Raw genomic sequence first — 15549 nt, 5'->3', positions numbered from 1 at the left:
CCGCCCATCGCCATTGATGACCGTTTTGGACAATACCCCTAGGAAAGGCACAAAGTTATTCACATGGCTCCCGGCCCTCTTAACGTTATGCATAGGCGCGTCTTGAAGAGGAGGGTAGGGAAGTTCTATGTAGAGGTAAGGCATTTTCTTTGATTCCCGGCGTCGGGCCGGAAAGACGTTGACAAAGGACGCACATGAGAAACCCAGTCGATACCGCTATGGCCCTCGTGCCGATGGTTGTGGAACAGACCAATCGCGGTGAACGATCCTACGACATCTATTCGCGCCTGCTTAAGGAACGCATCATCTTCCTGACAGGTCCGGTCGAGGATCACATGGCGACGCTCGTTTGCGCCCAGCTGCTTTTCCTCGAAGCCGAGAACCCGAAGAAGGAGATCGCGCTTTACATCAATTCGCCAGGCGGCGTCGTGACTGCCGGCATGGCGATCTACGATACGATGCAGTTCATCAAGCCTGCTGTATCGACGCTCTGCGTCGGTCAGGCAGCATCGATGGGGTCGCTGCTGCTGGCTGCCGGCGACAAGGACATGCGTTTCGCGACGCCGAATTCCCGCATCATGGTTCACCAGCCTTCAGGCGGCTTCCAGGGGCAGGCTTCCGATATCGAGCGCCACGCGCGCGATATCCTCAAGATGAAGCGCCGCCTGAACGAGGTCTACGTGAAGCACACGGGCCGCACCTATGACGAAGTTGAAAAGACACTGGATCGCGACCATTTCATGGATGCCGCCGAGGCGCGCGACTGGGGCGTTATCGACAAAGTCCTGACGTCTCGCGCCGAAATGGAAGGCGATGCGGCCTAGTAAGAAGTAGGGATGGTGTTTTATCCGCCACAGTTCTATCTCATTTGTGATCGAACAAGGGAATAAACCCGGTGGCGGGTGAACCAATCTCAAGTATTAATGCTATGTTGAATTTTTATGACATAGCATTCGGCTTCGAAGGGGAAATCGTTGCCGCCGGAGCCAGGACTGCCTAGTCTTGACCCGGTTCGTGCCCCTTAACGGCCTTGGCCGGCTGGAGCTCCAGAGTGGAGCAGGCCAATGAGTTGACCGTTATTTCACCTTGAAATGCGGCGTGCTGGAAGGAAAGTGATATGAGCAAAGTCAGCGGCAGCAACGGCGGCGACTCCAAAAACACCCTCTATTGTTCGTTCTGCGGAAAGAGCCAGCACGAAGTCCGGAAGCTTATTGCCGGACCGACAGTTTTCATCTGCGATGAATGCGTCGAACTGTGCATGGACATCATCCGCGAGGAAAACAAGTCCTCGATGGTCAAGTCCCGTGACGGCGTTCCGACGCCCCAGGATATCATCAAGGTCCTCGACGAGTACGTCATCGGCCAGCGTCAGGCGAAGAAGATCCTGTCTGTTGCCGTTCACAACCACTACAAACGCCTCGCGCACGCCTCCAAGAACGGCGAAGTCGAGTTGGCGAAGTCCAATATCATGCTGGTCGGCCCAACCGGCTGCGGCAAGACCTATCTTGCCCAGACGCTCGCTCGCATCATCGACGTTCCGTTCACGATGGCTGACGCGACGACGCTGACCGAAGCTGGTTACGTCGGCGAAGACGTCGAGAACATCATCCTGAAACTCCTTCAGTCTGCGGATTACAACGTCGAACGCGCCCAGCGCGGCATCGTCTATATCGACGAAGTCGACAAGATTTCGCGCAAGTCCGACAACCCCTCGATCACCCGCGACGTGTCGGGCGAGGGCGTGCAGCAGGCGCTTCTCAAGATCATGGAAGGCACGGTTGCCTCGGTGCCGCCGCAGGGCGGGCGCAAGCATCCGCAGCAGGAATTCCTGCAGGTCGATACGACGAACATCCTGTTCATCTGCGGCGGCGCTTTTGCCGGCCTCGACAAGATCATCTCCGCCCGCGGCGAGAAGACCTCGATCGGTTTCGGCGCGACCGTCAAATCGCAGGACGATCGGCGCGTTGGCGAAGTGTTGCGTGAACTCGAACCGGAAGATCTGGTCAAATTCGGCCTCATCCCGGAATTCATCGGTCGTCTGCCGGTTCTGGCAACGCTTGAAGACCTCGATGAAGACGCGTTGATCCAGATCCTGTCAGAACCCAAGAACGCGCTCATCAAGCAGTACCAGCGCCTGTTCGAGATGGAAGATGTCGAACTGACGTTCCACGAGGACGCTCTGCGCGAAATCGCCCGCAAGGCGATCACCCGCAAGACCGGCGCCCGCGGTCTGCGCTCGATCATGGAAAAGATCCTGCTCGACACGATGTTCGAACTGCCGACACTGGAAGGTGTTCGCGAGGTCGTCATATCGGACGAGGTTGTCCGCGGCTCTTCGCGTCCGCTCTACATCTACGCGGATCGCCAGGACGAGAAGGCAAACGCTTCAGCGTAAAGCGCTTTCGATATCTTTGCGATACGAACCGTGATTTTTAGGGGCTTGCCGTCGGCGAGCCCCTTTCTATTTGCAAACCGGTGCGCAGCGCTGATAAATCTTGCTGATGAGATCGGAAACCACCTCCGTTGCCGTTGCGAATTGATGCGCCGTTCGCGATTATGCAATGATTCCGTTGGTGTGTTTCGGCCTTGTATTTTAGCCGGTTCGGAAATGGTAAGCGCCGGTCCAGCATGGTGCGCCAGAGTGCAGGTGTTCCGTTGTAGCATAGCTGTCATGTCCAGGGGGACGTGGGCCATGGCGCAGCTTGAAAAGCGTAGTCAGAACCTCCACTTGTGTCTCAAGTGAGAGTGTGGCCGGTCCAAAACGGCCGCGCCAGAAGAGCCCGGCAACGGGACGATGGAAAGGAAATAAAATGACGAAGAAAACGTCAGTTGCGAGCATCGCTTATCCGGTTTTGCCTCTGCGCGACATCGTGGTCTTCCCGCATATGATCGTGCCGTTGTTCGTCGGCCGGGAAAAATCGATCCGTGCCCTTGAAGAGGTCATGGGATCCGACAAACAGATCATGCTCGTTACTCAGATCAACGCCAGCGACGACGATCCGGAACCCTCAGCTATCCACAAAGTCGGCACTGTTGCCAATGTTCTGCAATTGCTGAAGCTGCCCGACGGCACCGTCAAGGTTCTCGTCGAGGGCCGTGCACGCGCTGAAATCGACGCCTATACGGATCGCGAAGATTTTTACGAAGCGCTTGGCCATGTGCTGGATGAGCCAAACGACGATCCGGTCGAACTTGAGGCGCTGAGCCGCTCGGTCGTGTCCGAATTCGAGAGCTACGTAAAGCTCAACAAGAAGATTTCACCTGAGGTTGTCGGCGCTGCCAGCCAGATCGACGATTACTCGAAGCTTGCCGATACGGTCGCTTCGCACCTGTCGATCAAGATCACCGAAAAGCAGGAGATGTTGGAAACCACCAGCGTCAAAGCACGCCTCGAAAAGGCGCTCGGCTTCATGGAAGGTGAGATCTCGGTCCTTCAGGTCGAGAAGCGCATCCGCTCGCGCGTTAAGCGCCAGATGGAGAAAACCCAGCGCGAATACTACCTGAATGAACAGATGAAGGCGATCCAGAAGGAACTCGGCGACGGCGAGGAAGGCCGCGACGAGATGGCCGAACTGGAAGAGCGCATCGCCAAGACCAAGCTTTCCAAGGAAGCCAAGGAAAAGGCAGATGCCGAGCTGAAGAAGCTGCGGCAGATGAGCCCGATGTCGGCCGAAGCGACCGTTGTCCGCAACTACCTCGATTGGCTGCTCGGCATTCCGTGGAACAAGAAGTCCAAGGTCAAGTCTGATCTGAACAATGCCGAGAAGATCCTCGAAGCGGATCATTTCGGTCTCGACAAGGTCAAGGAGCGCATCATCGAATATCTGGCCGTGCAGGCCCGCGCGACCAAGATCAAGGGTCCGATCCTGTGCCTCGTCGGCCCTCCGGGCGTCGGCAAGACCTCGCTCGCCCAGTCGATCGCCAAAGCGACCGGCCGCGAATATGTTCGCATGGCGCTTGGCGGCGTTCGTGACGAAGCCGAAATCCGCGGTCACCGCCGCACCTACATCGGTTCGATGCCCGGCAAGGTCATCCAGTCGATGAAGAAGGCAAAGAAGTCCAACCCGCTCTTCCTGCTCGACGAAATCGACAAGATGGGTCAGGACTTTCGTGGCGATCCGTCGTCGGCTCTGCTCGAGGTGCTGGATCCGGCGCAGAACTCGACCTTCATGGATCACTACCTGGAAGTCGAATATGACCTGTCGGACGTGATGTTCATCACGACGGCGAACACGCTGAACATTCCGGCACCTTTGATGGACCGCATGGAAGTCATCCGTATCGCCGGCTACACCGAAGACGAGAAGCGCGAGATCGCCAAGCGGCACCTGCTGCCCAAGGCCATCAAGGAACACGCACTGCAGCCGAACGAATTCTCGGTCAGCGATGATGCCCTGATGGCGATCAGCCAGCAGTATACCCGCGAAGCCGGTGTTCGTAACTTCGAACGCGAATTGATGAAGCTCGCCCGCAAGGCGGTCACCGAGATCATCAAGGGTAAGTCGAAGTCCGTTCACGTCACGGCCGCCAACATCGACGACTATCTGGGCGTTCCGCGCTTCCGCCACGGCGAAGCAGAGCGCGAGGATCAGGTCGGGGTTGTCACCGGTCTTGCCTGGACGGAAGTCGGCGGCGAACTGCTGACGATCGAAGGCGTGATGATGCCTGGCAAGGGTCGCATGACCGTTACCGGCAACCTGAAGGAAGTCATGAAGGAATCGATTTCCGCTGCGGCATCCTATGTCCGCTCGCGCGCCGTCGATTTCGGCATCCAGCCGCCGCTCTTCGACAAGAGCGACATCCACGTGCACGTGCCGGAAGGCGCGACACCGAAGGATGGTCCGTCGGCCGGCGTCGCCATGGCGACCGCGATCGTCTCGATCATGACCGGCATCCCTGTGAACAAGGATGTTGCCATGACCGGTGAAATCACCCTTCGCGGTCGCGTGTTGCCGATCGGCGGGCTCAAGGAAAAGCTGCTAGCAGCGCTTCGCGGCGGCATCAAGAAGGTGCTCATTCCGGAAGAAAACGCCAAGGATCTGGCGGAGATTCCGGACAACGTGAAGAACAACATGGAGATCATCCCGGTATCCCGCATGGGCGAGGTGATCAAGCATGCTCTGGTACGCAGACCGGAGCCGATCGAATGGGATGGCACGGTGGAAACGCCGGTCATCGCGACGGTCGAAGGGCTCGATGAAACGGGCGCAACCATAGCTCACTGAGCCCTGTTTGCCACATTCGTGCCAAATTGCTTAAAAACCCTGAAAAGGCTGGCGTTTTCGCCAGCCTTTTTTTGTGAAAACCACGTGTAGACGCTTGCATTTCCTTTGTTTGCAGGGTCTTTGGGGTTCGGCGGGCCTGATGAACGTTATTCTGCGCCTAGCTTATAGATTTGAGTCGTTTCGAACCATTTAGAAAGGGGTGGAAACATGAACAAGAATGAACTCGTGTCCGCAGTTGCCGAAAAGGCAGGACTCTCGAAGACCGATGCTGCTTCTGCAGTTGACGCAGTTTTCGAAGTTGTCCAGGCTGAACTCAAGGGCAAGGGCGACGTTCGCCTCGCTGGTTTCGGTAGCTTCACCGTTTCCCATCGCGCTGCCACGAAGGGTCGCAATCCTTCCACGGGCGCAGAAGTCGATATTCCGGCTCGCAACGTGCCGAAGTTCACGCCCGGCAAGGGCCTGAAGGAAGCCGTCAACGGCTGATAGGTTTGCTTGGCTGCCGGGTAACGAGACCGGCGGTGCAAAGTCTTTCGAAGGGTTCGGCGCAAGCCGGACCCTTTTCGCATTCAGAAGTCCTTGATGTCGATGCGGCTTTGAACTAGGCAATTGGACGTTCTCAGGGCGGGGTGCAACTCCCCACCGGCGGTAAGAGCATCTGCTCAAGCCCGCKAGCGCCTTTCCGGTCGATGCGGCAGGGGTCAGCAGATCCGGTGTGATTCCGGAGCCGACGGTTAAAGGCCGGATGAAAGAGAATGAGCAAAGCGCACGAAGGGCAGAATCTGCCCGGCGTCGGCCGTTGTGCTCATGCGTCCTGATTTGTGTTGGTCCTTTTGTGCGGATGAATGACATGAATCAGACTTCCCTTGCGCGTCTTCCATCACGCGCCATGGCCGGAGCCGGCTGGATGGTGCTCGCTGGCATAGCCTTCGCGATCCTCAACGTCGTCACGCAATGGCTGACGATGAAACTTGCATTCCCATCGGCTTCTGCGGCCTTCTGGCAGTATGCATTCGCGCTCGTCTTTTCGCTGCCATTCCTGAAGAAGGTCGGTCTCGCGGCGATGCGAACGCACTATCCTTGGCGGCATGTCATCCGGGTAGCCTTCGCGGCCCTTGGCGTCCAAGCCTGGATTGCCGGGCTTGCAGTCGTTCCGATCTGGCAGGCGATTGCCTTGGTAATGACGTCGCCCTTCTTCATCATCTTGGGCGCAAGGCTCTTCCTGGCGGAGGAGGTCGGATCGGCACGCTGGGCCGCGACGGGCGTCGGCTTCGTCGGAGCGATGATCATCCTGCAGCCATGGTCGGACAGTTTTACCTGGGCAGCTTTCCTGCCGATCCTTTCTGCGCTTCTCTGGGGTGCTTCGTCGCTGATGACCAAAAGCTTGACCGGCATCGAGCGACCCGAGACGATCACGGTGTGGCTGCTGGTTCTCCTGACGCCGATCAACGGTGGGCTAGCGCTCGCTGCCGGGTTCAGCGTTCCGACGGGGCTCGCACTTGCCCTGTTCGTCGCGGCAGGACTGCTGACGGCCATGGCGCAGTATTTCCTGACGCTTGCCTACGCCGTCGCCGATGCAGCCTATGTGCAGCCCTTCGACGATCTCAAGCTACCGCTGAATGTTCTGGCCGGCTGGCTCGTCTTCGGGTACGCGCCGGCGGGTTTTCTATGGCTCGGAGCCCTTTTGATTCTCGGCGCGTCGCTTTTCATCATGCGAAACGAGATGAAGCGGGAGCGCCAGCGCGGCGGCTGACTGCCGGTCGAGAAAAGTCGGCTCTTGTCATGCCCCTGTTACGACGGTCGCCCACAACGCACAGGTTCGACTTTTCGACGCAGGGGGATTCCATGACGACTTTTTCGCGCAAGGCAGCGCTTGCTGCCGTGCTCCTGACATCCGTTGCCTTTCCGGCAGCCGCTGAGCCGGTCTTCAACCGCATCGCATCCTTTCCGGTGGCATCGAACCTGCCGGCAGATAAGGACAAGCTCTCGACCACTTCGGCGGAGATCGTCACAGCCACGGATGATGGTATGACGCTTATCTACAGCGACAGCCCCTTGGGCGCGATCGGCTTCGTCGACATCTCCGACGCCAGGTCACCGAAGGCTGGCGGCGCGTTGATGATGGACGGTGAGCCGACATCCGTTGCTTCCGCAGCCGGCAAGGCCCTGGTCGCGGTCAACACGTCGCAGAGCAAGGCAACGCCATCGGGCCACCTGGCGGTGGTGGACGTCGCGTCGAAGAAAATCGAAGGCACCTGCGCTCTCGGCGGCCAGCCGGACTCCATCGCGCTCAACAAGGACAAGACGCTCGGTGCGATCGCCATCGAGAACGAGCGGGACGAGGAGGTCAACGACGGTAAAATTCCGCAAATGCCGGCGGGTGATCTCGTTCTCTTCCAGCTGAAGAACGGCGTTGTCGATTGCGCCACCATCCAGCATGTCGCGCTCGCAGGTCTCGCGGGTGTTGCACCGGAAGATCCGGAGCCTGAATTCGTTTCGTTCAATAACCAAAACGAAATCGCGTTGACCCTGCAGGAGAACAACGAGATCGTCATCATCGACGCGACGACCGCCAAGGTGAAGACGCATTTTACCGCAGGCAGCACCGATCTGGCCGGGATCGATACCAAGCGCGACGGCGCCCTGAAATTCACCAGCGAGCTGAAGGCGGTCGCGCGCGAGCCCGACGCGGTAAAATGGCTGGACGACGAGCGTCTGGTCGTCGCCAACGAAGGCGACTATCAGGGCGGATCGCGCGGTTTCACGGTCTTCGACAAAACTGGCAAGGTCCTCTACGAATCCGGCGCGTCCTTCGAACGCGCAGTCGCAAACATCGGTCACTATCCGGACAAGCGTTCGTCCGCGAAGGGCGTCGAGCCAGAAGGCCTTGAGGCCGCGACCTTCGGTGGCCAGCCCTATTTCTTTGTGCTTGCCGAGCGTGCCTCGGTGGTCGGCGTCTACAAGGATACCGGCGCGGAGCCGGAACTCACGCAATTGCTCCCCTCGGGCGTTTCACCCGAAGGAGCCGTGGCTTTGCCTGCCCGCAACCTCTTTGTCACGGCAAACGAAGTCGACCTGGGGAAGGATGGCGGTCCGCGGTCGCATGTCATGATCTACGCATTCGCAGAAGGCGAGAAGGCCTATCCGCAGATTGTCGCAGCAGAAAAGGACGGGAACCCGGTCGGTTTCGCGGCTCTCTCCGGGCTCACCGCGGTGCCGGAAGCGCCCGGCCAGCTGTTTGCCGTCAGCGACAGTGTCCTCGGACTGCAGCCGACGATCTACACGATCGACGCCACCAGGAATCCGGCCGTGATCACCGAGACGCTGACCGTCAAGCGCGATGGCCAGCCTGCCCAGAAGCTGGACATCGAAGGCGTCACGGTCGACGAAAAGGGCTGGTTCTGGCTCGCTTCCGAAGGCAACAGTGAAAAGCTGGTGCCGCATGCCCTCTATCACGTCAATCCGAAGGGCGAGATCAAGGAGGAGATTGCGCTGCCCAAGGAGTTGACGGACAACGAAATCCGTTATGGCTTCGAAGGCGTAACGATTGTCGGCTCCGGCGATGACGCCACGCTCTGGATGGCGGTGCAGCGGGAATGGAAAGACGACGAGAAGGGCTTCGTTAAGCTCGTGTCCTACAAGCCGAAAAGCAAGGAATGGGGCGCCGTCCGTTACCCGCTCGAGAAGTCCGAAGCGGGTTGGGTCGGCCTCTCTGAGATCTCCGCGCACGACGGCAGCGTCTACATCATCGAGCGAGACAATCTCATCGGCGATGCGTCGAAGCTGAAGAAGCTCTACAAAGTCGCAATCGCCGACCTGAAGCCTGCCAAGCTCGGTGGCAAACTGCCCGTCGTCAAAAAGGTCGAAGCCCATGATTTCCTGGGCGAGCTCAAGACGGCGACCAACGGCTACGTGCTCGACAAGCTCGAAGGCTTTGCCTTCGACGCCTCCGGCAAGGCGTATGCGGTCACGGACAATGACGGCGTCGACGATACGTCCGGCGAAACGCTGTTCTTCCCGGTCAATCTCGTTGGCATCAATTGAGAACAAACAGGTAAGAAGTGAGAATGGCCGGGTCGAACCCGGCCATTCCCGTTTAGATCGCGGACGTTACCACCGTTGGTGCACATGCGGGGCAATCAGTCGCTCGTAAATCTCACGCGTGGCTTCCATCAACTCATGAGACGGCGGAGCGAGGTTCGCCGCTGCTGCATTGGCGCTTGCCTGTTCGGCATTGCGCGCGCCAGGGATAACGACGGTGACTGCGTCGTTCATCAGGATCCAGCGAAGCGCGAAGGCAGCCATCGATACGCCGGCAGGAACGAGTTTGCGCACTTCCTCGACGGCCTGGAGGCCCACCTCGAAAGGTACGCCGGCAAATGTCTCACCGACGTCAAAGGCTTCGCCGTGACGATTGAAATTGCGATGATCGTCACTTGCGAACTTCGTCTCGCGGGTGATTTTGCCCGATAGAAGCCCGCTTGCGAGCGGCACTCGTGCGATGACCGCGATGTTCTTCCGGCGGGCCTCCTGGAAGAACAGATGATCAGGCCGCTGGCGGAAGATGTTGTAGATGATCTGGATGCTGACGACACCCGGATATTCGATTGCCTTCAGTGCTTCCTCGACCTTCTCGACGCTGACGCCGTAGCCCATGATCTTGCCTGCCTTTTGCAGTTCGGCCAGTCCTTCGAAAACCTCGGGACGATAGAGTACATCCGTCGGCGGGCAGTGAAGCTGTACGAGATCCAGGCAATCCACACGAAGATTCGCGAGACTGCGATCGATGAAGCTCTCGATATTGGCTTTGGTGTAACCATCGGCCACGTGCGGGCTGAGTCGGCGGCCGGCCTTGGTTGCGACCATTGGACGCTCGCCGCCACGGCCTTCCAGCACGTCGGCAATGATCTTTTCCGAGCGCCCATCTCCGTAGACATCTGCTGTGTCGATGAAGGTCATGCCGGCATCTAGCGCCGCGTTGAGCGCATCGCGGCCGTCCGCCTCGCTGACATCGCCCCATGCGCCGCCGATCTGCCACGCACCGAAGCCGATATTGGTGACGGTGTGGGGCAGGTGGCCGAAAGAATGTTGTTTCATGGAAATTCTCCGCGTGATCATTTGACCCGGCACTAGCAGCGGGCCGGTCTGTGGGCAAGCCGTTGCGGCAGGAGATAGGGCACGATGCCGCCGGCGTCGTTTCTATTTCTTGGAAAAGCTGACCTGCACCCGGGCGACCGGAAAAGCGTACTTTTTCGCCCCACGCGGAGTTTAACAGGGTGCCATCGGGCATCAGGCGCAGCGTGTCGTGAAAGCGGACGATATTCTCGCAAGGTCTGGGATCGAGATCGACGAGATGAGTGTAACGTGCGACGTCGCCTGTAATTTTCACCTTGGCTTCGCCGATCACGTCTTCACGCGTCCCCATGTACCGGCCCGGCGCAGTCTTCATAAATCGCCAGGACTTTCGATCCCGCTTGCCGTCGGCATAAAGGAAGTCTTCGCAAAGCGTCAGCACCTTGCCGTTCCAGCGGCCGGCGAGTGCGACCGTGAAGCTGCGATCGACGCCGCTGATCGCCTGGAAACGACCGATGCAACGCTTCGTCCTGCGAGGAAATCCTCGGACCGGAAATCACGGCGCCTCCGCGAGGAGGGAGCAGCAAGCTGGCAGCCAGCGCGCTTGCGATGAACCCTCCGGCCTGGCGCATGATCATTCCTTGCTCTACTTGGATGAAACCGCTCTATGCCTTACGTTCGGTTGAGCGAAACAGATCAACGGGCAAAGGAATGGACGATGGAGATCAAAGCTGCTGGATCGCGACCTTCGATGAGGGCGCCCGCCGCGTACTTCACCGGCGCTGTCCGGCAGGACCCGCTGATGGAAGCGCCCGAGCCTGCGCGGGTGAGGGTGGTCAGCGTCACCTTCGAGCCCGGCGCCCGGACTGCCTGGCACACGCATCCCTTGGGGCAGACGCTGATCGTCACGTCGGGAAGGGGCCTGGCGCAGAGCTGGGGCGGCCAGATCCGCGACATCCGGGCGGGGGATACCGTCTGGTTCGCGCCTGGTGAAAAGCACTGGCATGGCGCCGCGTCCGAAACGGCAATGACGCATATCGCCATCCAGGAGGCCCTCGACGGCAACGCTGCCGACTGGATGGAACATGTCAGCGACGAGCAATACGCCGGAAAGGCCTGAGGCGGCCTAAAGGCGCTTCAGGCAGTAGGAGAAATGCGCATGTGATTCGATGGTGAGAAATTCGAATTGCCAGCCGTAGTCGTTGCAGAATTTGGCTACGGCCTCGACCACGCCGTAGACGATCGGCTTGACGGTGTTGCCGGTGCAGAAATCGTGACCGGCAATTCTGCCCGTGCGTTTGACCTTCTTCTCGCACAACAGAAGCTCTTGCCAGGTGAGTTCGAACGAGTGATCCGTGTCGATATAGGCCCAGTCCAGGAAATCGTCCTCGAACTCCGCAAGCTTTTCGAGCGACGTGCCCTGCATCAGATGTAGCTGGCCGGCCTCGATCTGATGCTTGAACTGGGTATGGATCTGATCAAGCCCCGAGCTGTAGCGATCCATGCTCCACGGATCGATCAGGTAAAGCTGGGCCGGACGGTTCTTATCGAGGATCTCTGCCGTATATTCCCCGAAAGCGGCGCCCACCTCGACGCCGATGCCGCCATTGGGGATGCGATAGAGCAGCTCCCCCCGGTCTGGAAGCAGTCGCGCGTTTTCCGTGTGGTGGGCAGCAAGCTGGGTGCGCGGCATGCTCACCCGTTGTGCCTGCCGTTCCTCGCGTGTTTTCATGATGCTGTCTCGGATACTGATAGATGTGGGCTGGCGAGCCATGCTGGCTCAGGCGCAGCCCCTTATAGCCAGCCCAGGGCACCCTTGGCTAGCCATGACGAGATCGCGAGGCGTCGCGGGGCCCGAGGCACCATTGGCTTCGTCTACCGGTAGATCAGCCAGTCTTTCGGCACGTGGGAAATATTGGCAACGCCGTGAACGGAAACGCTGTCGCCGCCTGATGCCTTCGCCATACCGAGCGCCTGCTCGGCAAATGTCATCAGAGCATCCGCAGCACGCGCCTGTTTGGACATGCATACCCCGACCGAGAAAGAAAGGAGGGCGGCTTGCTTGCCTGAAACCGGATGGACGACGGGCATGCCCTTCAGTCGATCGCGAAGCCGATCGACAAGCCGCATGATCTCCGTCTCGTCGGCCGTGCGAAAAATGAAACCGAATCGTCCGCGATCGAATCGGCAGGCGAGATCCTCGTTGCCGAACATCGGCTGAATCGCGGCGCCGATCTTTTTGAGGACCGGTTCGATCAGATTTGGAATGGTCGTGATTGCCTCGTACCGGTCGAGTTCGGCGAAGGCGATCCCGCACAAATCGGGAAGCCCGGACTTGTCATAGACTTTCGCCATTTCCTTGTTGAACATTCGGCGATTGCCCAATCCGGTTATCGCGTCCGTGAATTTGGCGGTCTCGGCTGCCGCTGCCTCACGCTGCACCTGTTCGAGCTTGTGAGATTTCTCGACGACCTTGGAGGCGAGCATCGCGCTCTGCGCTTCACGGTCTTGCGTTGCTGAGGTCACCGATTTGAGCGACTGCTGCAGGGCCGTCTGGTCTGATGGATTACTCGAATCAAATACGCGTGCCGCCTGGCTGATCACGGTGCCGTATCGGGTCAGTGCCGATTTTTCCTCGTCAAGCAATGTGAGGATGCTCTGCAGCTCTTCCCGAACCTGGCCCGAGCGACTTTCCAGCAGCCCGCCTTCGTAGTGATGAGGCAGATACCGGCGGCCAACGCTATCTAGGGCATCCTGCGTTCTTGCCGTGCCAAGCGACCGCAGCTCGCGCGCGAGATCCGGGCTGTTGCCCGTCATCGCCTCGAAAACGAGCTCATAGTTCCGTGGCAGCCCCTCAATGCCCAGTTGCTGCATAATCGTTGCAACACGATAGGCTACATGCGTGGTCGAATTCCCCGTAGGCTGCATCTGGTGCTCTCCAAAACGACTTCATGTTCGCGACTGACGACCGATCGTTTACGCCAAGTTCTAAGTGCTCGATGGCTTTGCCAGGCAATCTCGGGGGGGGAGAGAGTGCAACGCGGCGGCCGCCGGGCAATGCTAAAATGCTGGATTTCGGCTAGACGGCCGAAGACGGAGTCCCGCCGGATGCACAGACATATGGGAGAAGAACCGCGGCGCGTCATGCACAGACGGCAAGCAACTTATGAGGAAATTATGAGCTAATCACAATTAAGACGAAGTAAATACGACAATCAGCAATGGCCGTTTGGCTTTGAGGCGCCGCTAGTCTGTCGCGAAACTAAACCCACGCTAACAAAGTCCAATAATTTCAAAGGGAAGGAATGGTGGGCGATGAGAGACTCGAACTCCCGACATCCTCGGTGTAAACGAGGCGCTCTACCAACTGAGCTAATCGCCCTTCGCGAAGTCGGTCCGTTCGGTCCGCCGCGTTGGTGGCCGTGATCTATGCGGATCGCGTGGAAACCGCAAGAGTGTTTGTGAAGATTTTTTGATTTTTTTGAACGCGCACCTTCATTTGGCTCTGTTGCCCGCATTTCCCGTTGTGGAAAAAATCGGAAAGAGCGGCTGCGGGTTGCGACGTTGGCGAAACCGGCGATGCGACATCCCTATAGAAGAGGGTTCGATTGACGCATCTCTTTTCGCCGTTCGTAAACAAATCGCGGACTGTCATGGTTTTGTATCCAAACCCGCTTGACACTCAAATGCGAACCCCTTAGTTAGCCGCTCATCGAAGCAGCAAGCCTGCTTTGACAAGGATGCGAAAGCCTCCGGATTGCTTGAAATGAATGCGGGTGTAGCTCAGTTGGTTAGAGTGCCGGCCTGTCACGCCGGAGGTCGCGGGTTCGAGCCCCGTCACTCGCGCCATTTCAAAGCAGGCTGAAAAGCTTAGTCCGGGTATCGTGTCCGCAATGCGCGGGTGTAGCTCAGTCGGTTAGAGTGCCGGCCTGTCACGCCGGAGGTCGCGGGTTCGAGCCCCGTCACTCGCGCCATTTTTTACAGATTCAAACATATCACACCTCCCAATGACGCCGATGCATGCGCCGGATTGGGTTTGATGCATCTCGTGGATGCGCGGCCTTTGGCCTGGAGCCATGCAATATCCGATGGGCTGGCATGCGCTTGAATCAACTTCTGTGGATTTGTCGCGACATCATTGCATCTGCTTGATAATGTCGCACATCGACTGCTCGAATTGACCGTCTAAAGTCTTGCGCCGTGGCTCCGGCTGCGCTAACCACGGCTTGTTGCAACGCACGTTCGCTTGCCGGGCAAATGCCCACTTGCGCCTCCCGGCGCAGCCGGCAAGCAGGGATGAACCTGATGACTGGACTGCTCAGTTCCTATATTCCGATCGCCATTTTCATTGCTATCGCCCTTGTGATCGGCCTGTCGCTCCTGATTGCGCCGTTTGCCGTTGCTTACAAGGCGCCCGATTCGGAAAAGCTTTCGGCCTTTGAATGCGGCTTCAACGCATTCGATGACGCTCGTATGAAGTTCGATATCCGCTTCTACCTTGTGTCGATCCTCTTCATCATCTTCGACCTCGAAGTCGCCTTTCTGTTCCCGTGGGCCGTTTCTTTCGGCGCGATCGGCTGGTTCGGCTTCTGGTCCATGATGGTCTTCCTTGGTGTGCTGACCATCGGCTTTATCTATGAATGGAAAAAGGGAGCCCTGGAATGGGAGTAGCCCCAAGCGACAAGGCGCTCGTCGCGCCGCACCCGAAAGGCGTGATCGACCCGGCAACGGGCAAGCCGATCGGCAGCGACAGTGCCTTTTTCGGCGAAATCAACGATGAGTTGGCTGACAAGGGCTTTCTCGTTACTTCGACCCGAGATCTGATTACCTGGGCGCGCACCGGCTCGCTGATGTGGATGCAGTTCGGTCTGGCCTGCTGCGCCGTCGAAGGCCTGATGCAGGTTTCCGGTCCGCGCTATGACATGGAGCGCTTCGGCGTTGCTCCGCGCGCCTCGCCGCGCCAGTCTGACGTGATGATCGTGGCCGGCACGCTAACCAACAAGATGGCGCCTGCACTCCGCAAGGTCTACGACCAGATGCCGGAGCCGCGTTACGTCATCTCTATGGGCTCCTGCGCAAACGGAGGCGGCTACTATCACTATTCCTATTCGGTCGTGCGTGGCTGCGATCGTGTCGTTCCAGTCGATATCTACGTGCCGGGCTGTCCCCCCACGGCAGAAGCGCTGCTCTATGGGGTGCTGCTCCTGCAGAAGAAGATCCGTCGAACCGGAACGATTGAACGCTAAGGGCGGAG

The 15549-nt window shown here is 58.7% G+C and carries 12 protein-coding genes, 3 tRNA genes, 1 pseudogene and 1 riboswitch; of the genes and pseudogenes, 11 read left to right on the top strand and 5 right to left on the bottom strand.

What is annotated here, in order from left to right; genetic code table 11:
• The first annotated feature begins 194 nt into the window (after positions 1–194).
• From clpP to AC1DMK_RS02060, 6 genes are all read left to right on the top strand, one after another.
• A complete protein-coding gene (gene clpP, locus AC1DMK_RS02085) occupies positions 195–824 on the top strand; it encodes an ATP-dependent Clp endopeptidase proteolytic subunit ClpP (RefSeq protein ID WP_037063390.1) in 630 nt (209 codons plus the stop codon).
• A gap of 293 nt (positions 825–1117) precedes the next feature.
• Complete coding sequence (gene clpX, locus AC1DMK_RS02080) at positions 1118–2395, top strand: ATP-dependent Clp protease ATP-binding subunit ClpX (RefSeq protein WP_037063391.1); 1278 nt, start codon at positions 1118–1120, stop codon at positions 2393–2395.
• A 415-nt stretch (positions 2396–2810) separates the two neighbouring features.
• Complete coding sequence (gene lon, locus AC1DMK_RS02075; protein WP_037063394.1) at positions 2811–5225, top strand: endopeptidase La; 2415 nt, start codon at positions 2811–2813, stop codon at positions 5223–5225.
• A gap of 207 nt (positions 5226–5432) precedes the next feature.
• Positions 5433–5708, top strand: coding sequence for a DNA-binding protein HupB (gene hupB / locus AC1DMK_RS02070; protein WP_018900220.1), 276 nt, complete (start codon positions 5433–5435; stop codon positions 5706–5708).
• 125 nt (positions 5709–5833) lie between these two features.
• A riboswitch (FMN riboswitch) is annotated at positions 5834–5983 on the top strand.
• Positions 5984–6063: 80 nt separating this feature from the next.
• A complete protein-coding gene (locus AC1DMK_RS02065) occupies positions 6064–6975 on the top strand; it encodes a DMT family transporter (RefSeq protein ID WP_477856850.1) in 912 nt (303 codons plus the stop codon).
• A gap of 92 nt (positions 6976–7067) precedes the next feature.
• Complete coding sequence (locus AC1DMK_RS02060; RefSeq protein ID WP_477856848.1) at positions 7068–9266, top strand: esterase-like activity of phytase family protein; 2199 nt, start codon at positions 7068–7070, stop codon at positions 9264–9266.
• 66 nt (positions 9267–9332) lie between these two features.
• On the opposite strand, the gene AC1DMK_RS02055 is transcribed toward AC1DMK_RS02060, so the two are convergent.
• Together AC1DMK_RS02055 and AC1DMK_RS02050 are read right to left on the bottom strand one after the other, a co-directional pair.
• The gene (locus AC1DMK_RS02055; protein ID WP_477856847.1) at positions 9333–10319 is read right to left on the bottom strand and encodes an aldo/keto reductase; all 987 of its coding nucleotides are present in this window, start codon (positions 10317–10319) and stop codon (positions 9333–9335) included.
• Between the two features lie 223 nt (positions 10320–10542).
• Positions 10543–10794: pseudogene (locus AC1DMK_RS02050) on the bottom strand (DUF3833 family protein); the annotation flags it as partial.
• Positions 10795–11013: 219 nt separating this feature from the next.
• Between AC1DMK_RS02050 and AC1DMK_RS02045 the strand changes: the two are divergent.
• On the top strand, positions 11014–11415 hold the full coding sequence (locus tag AC1DMK_RS02045; RefSeq protein ID WP_037063622.1) for a (R)-mandelonitrile lyase: 402 nt from the start codon (positions 11014–11016) through the stop codon (positions 11413–11415).
• A gap of 6 nt (positions 11416–11421) precedes the next feature.
• Here AC1DMK_RS02045 and AC1DMK_RS02040 read toward each other — a convergent pair whose 3' ends face one another.
• From AC1DMK_RS02040 to AC1DMK_RS02030, 3 genes are all read right to left on the bottom strand, one after another.
• Complete coding sequence (locus tag AC1DMK_RS02040) at positions 11422–12027, bottom strand: class I SAM-dependent methyltransferase (protein ID WP_037063402.1); 606 nt, start codon at positions 12025–12027, stop codon at positions 11422–11424.
• 143 nt (positions 12028–12170) lie between these two features.
• A complete protein-coding gene (locus AC1DMK_RS02035; RefSeq protein WP_477856845.1) occupies positions 12171–13223 on the bottom strand; it encodes a GGDEF domain-containing protein in 1053 nt (350 codons plus the stop codon).
• A 378-nt stretch (positions 13224–13601) separates the two neighbouring features.
• Positions 13602–13677 (bottom strand) — tRNA-Val (locus AC1DMK_RS02030).
• 390 nt (positions 13678–14067) lie between these two features.
• Here AC1DMK_RS02030 and AC1DMK_RS02025 point away from each other — a divergent pair.
• The 4 genes from AC1DMK_RS02025 to AC1DMK_RS02010 all read left to right on the top strand — a co-directional run bounded on the left by AC1DMK_RS02025 (position 14068) and on the right by AC1DMK_RS02010 (position 15541).
• A tRNA-Asp gene (locus AC1DMK_RS02025) sits at positions 14068–14144 on the top strand.
• A 48-nt stretch (positions 14145–14192) separates the two neighbouring features.
• Positions 14193–14269 (top strand) — tRNA-Asp (locus tag AC1DMK_RS02020).
• 331 nt (positions 14270–14600) lie between these two features.
• Positions 14601–14966 carry an NADH-quinone oxidoreductase subunit A gene (locus tag AC1DMK_RS02015; RefSeq protein WP_056537832.1) on the top strand — a complete coding sequence of 122 codons (366 nt, stop codon included), beginning with the start codon at positions 14601–14603 and terminating at the stop codon, positions 14964–14966.
• Complete coding sequence (locus AC1DMK_RS02010; RefSeq protein WP_037063407.1) at positions 14957–15541, top strand: NuoB/complex I 20 kDa subunit family protein; 585 nt, start codon at positions 14957–14959, stop codon at positions 15539–15541. Before AC1DMK_RS02015 ends, AC1DMK_RS02010 begins: the two co-directional genes overlap by 10 nt.
• The last annotated feature ends 8 nt before the right edge of the window (positions 15542–15549 follow it).

The organism is Rhizobium sp. 05L419, assembly GCF_056397845.1.
The sequence above is the reverse complement of the archived record's forward strand: the minus strand, read 5'-3'. Positions and strand labels throughout refer to the sequence as shown.

Coding starts and splice junctions, on each gene's coding strand:
- AC1DMK_RS02015 (WP_056537832.1), top strand. CDS start 14,601: ATGACTGGACTGCTCAGTTCCTATATTCCGATCGCCATTTTCATTGCT.
- AC1DMK_RS02060 (WP_477856848.1), top strand. CDS start 7,068: ATGACGACTTTTTCGCGCAAGGCAGCGCTTGCTGCCGTGCTCCTGACA.
- clpP (WP_037063390.1), top strand. CDS start 195: ATGAGAAACCCAGTCGATACCGCTATGGCCCTCGTGCCGATGGTTGTG.
- AC1DMK_RS02035 (WP_477856845.1), bottom strand. CDS start 13,223: ATGCAGCCTACGGGGAATTCGACCACGCATGTAGCCTATCGTGTTGCA.
- AC1DMK_RS02045 (WP_037063622.1), top strand. CDS start 11,014: ATGGAGATCAAAGCTGCTGGATCGCGACCTTCGATGAGGGCGCCCGCC.
- AC1DMK_RS02055 (WP_477856847.1), bottom strand. CDS start 10,319: ATGAAACAACATTCTTTCGGCCACCTGCCCCACACCGTCACCAATATC.
- AC1DMK_RS02065 (WP_477856850.1), top strand. CDS start 6,064: ATGAATGACATGAATCAGACTTCCCTTGCGCGTCTTCCATCACGCGCC.
- lon (WP_037063394.1), top strand. CDS start 2,811: ATGACGAAGAAAACGTCAGTTGCGAGCATCGCTTATCCGGTTTTGCCT.
- clpX (WP_037063391.1), top strand. CDS start 1,118: ATGAGCAAAGTCAGCGGCAGCAACGGCGGCGACTCCAAAAACACCCTC.
- hupB (WP_018900220.1), top strand. CDS start 5,433: ATGAACAAGAATGAACTCGTGTCCGCAGTTGCCGAAAAGGCAGGACTC.
- AC1DMK_RS02010 (WP_037063407.1), top strand. CDS start 14,957: ATGGGAGTAGCCCCAAGCGACAAGGCGCTCGTCGCGCCGCACCCGAAA.
- AC1DMK_RS02040 (WP_037063402.1), bottom strand. CDS start 12,027: ATGAAAACACGCGAGGAACGGCAGGCACAACGGGTGAGCATGCCGCGC.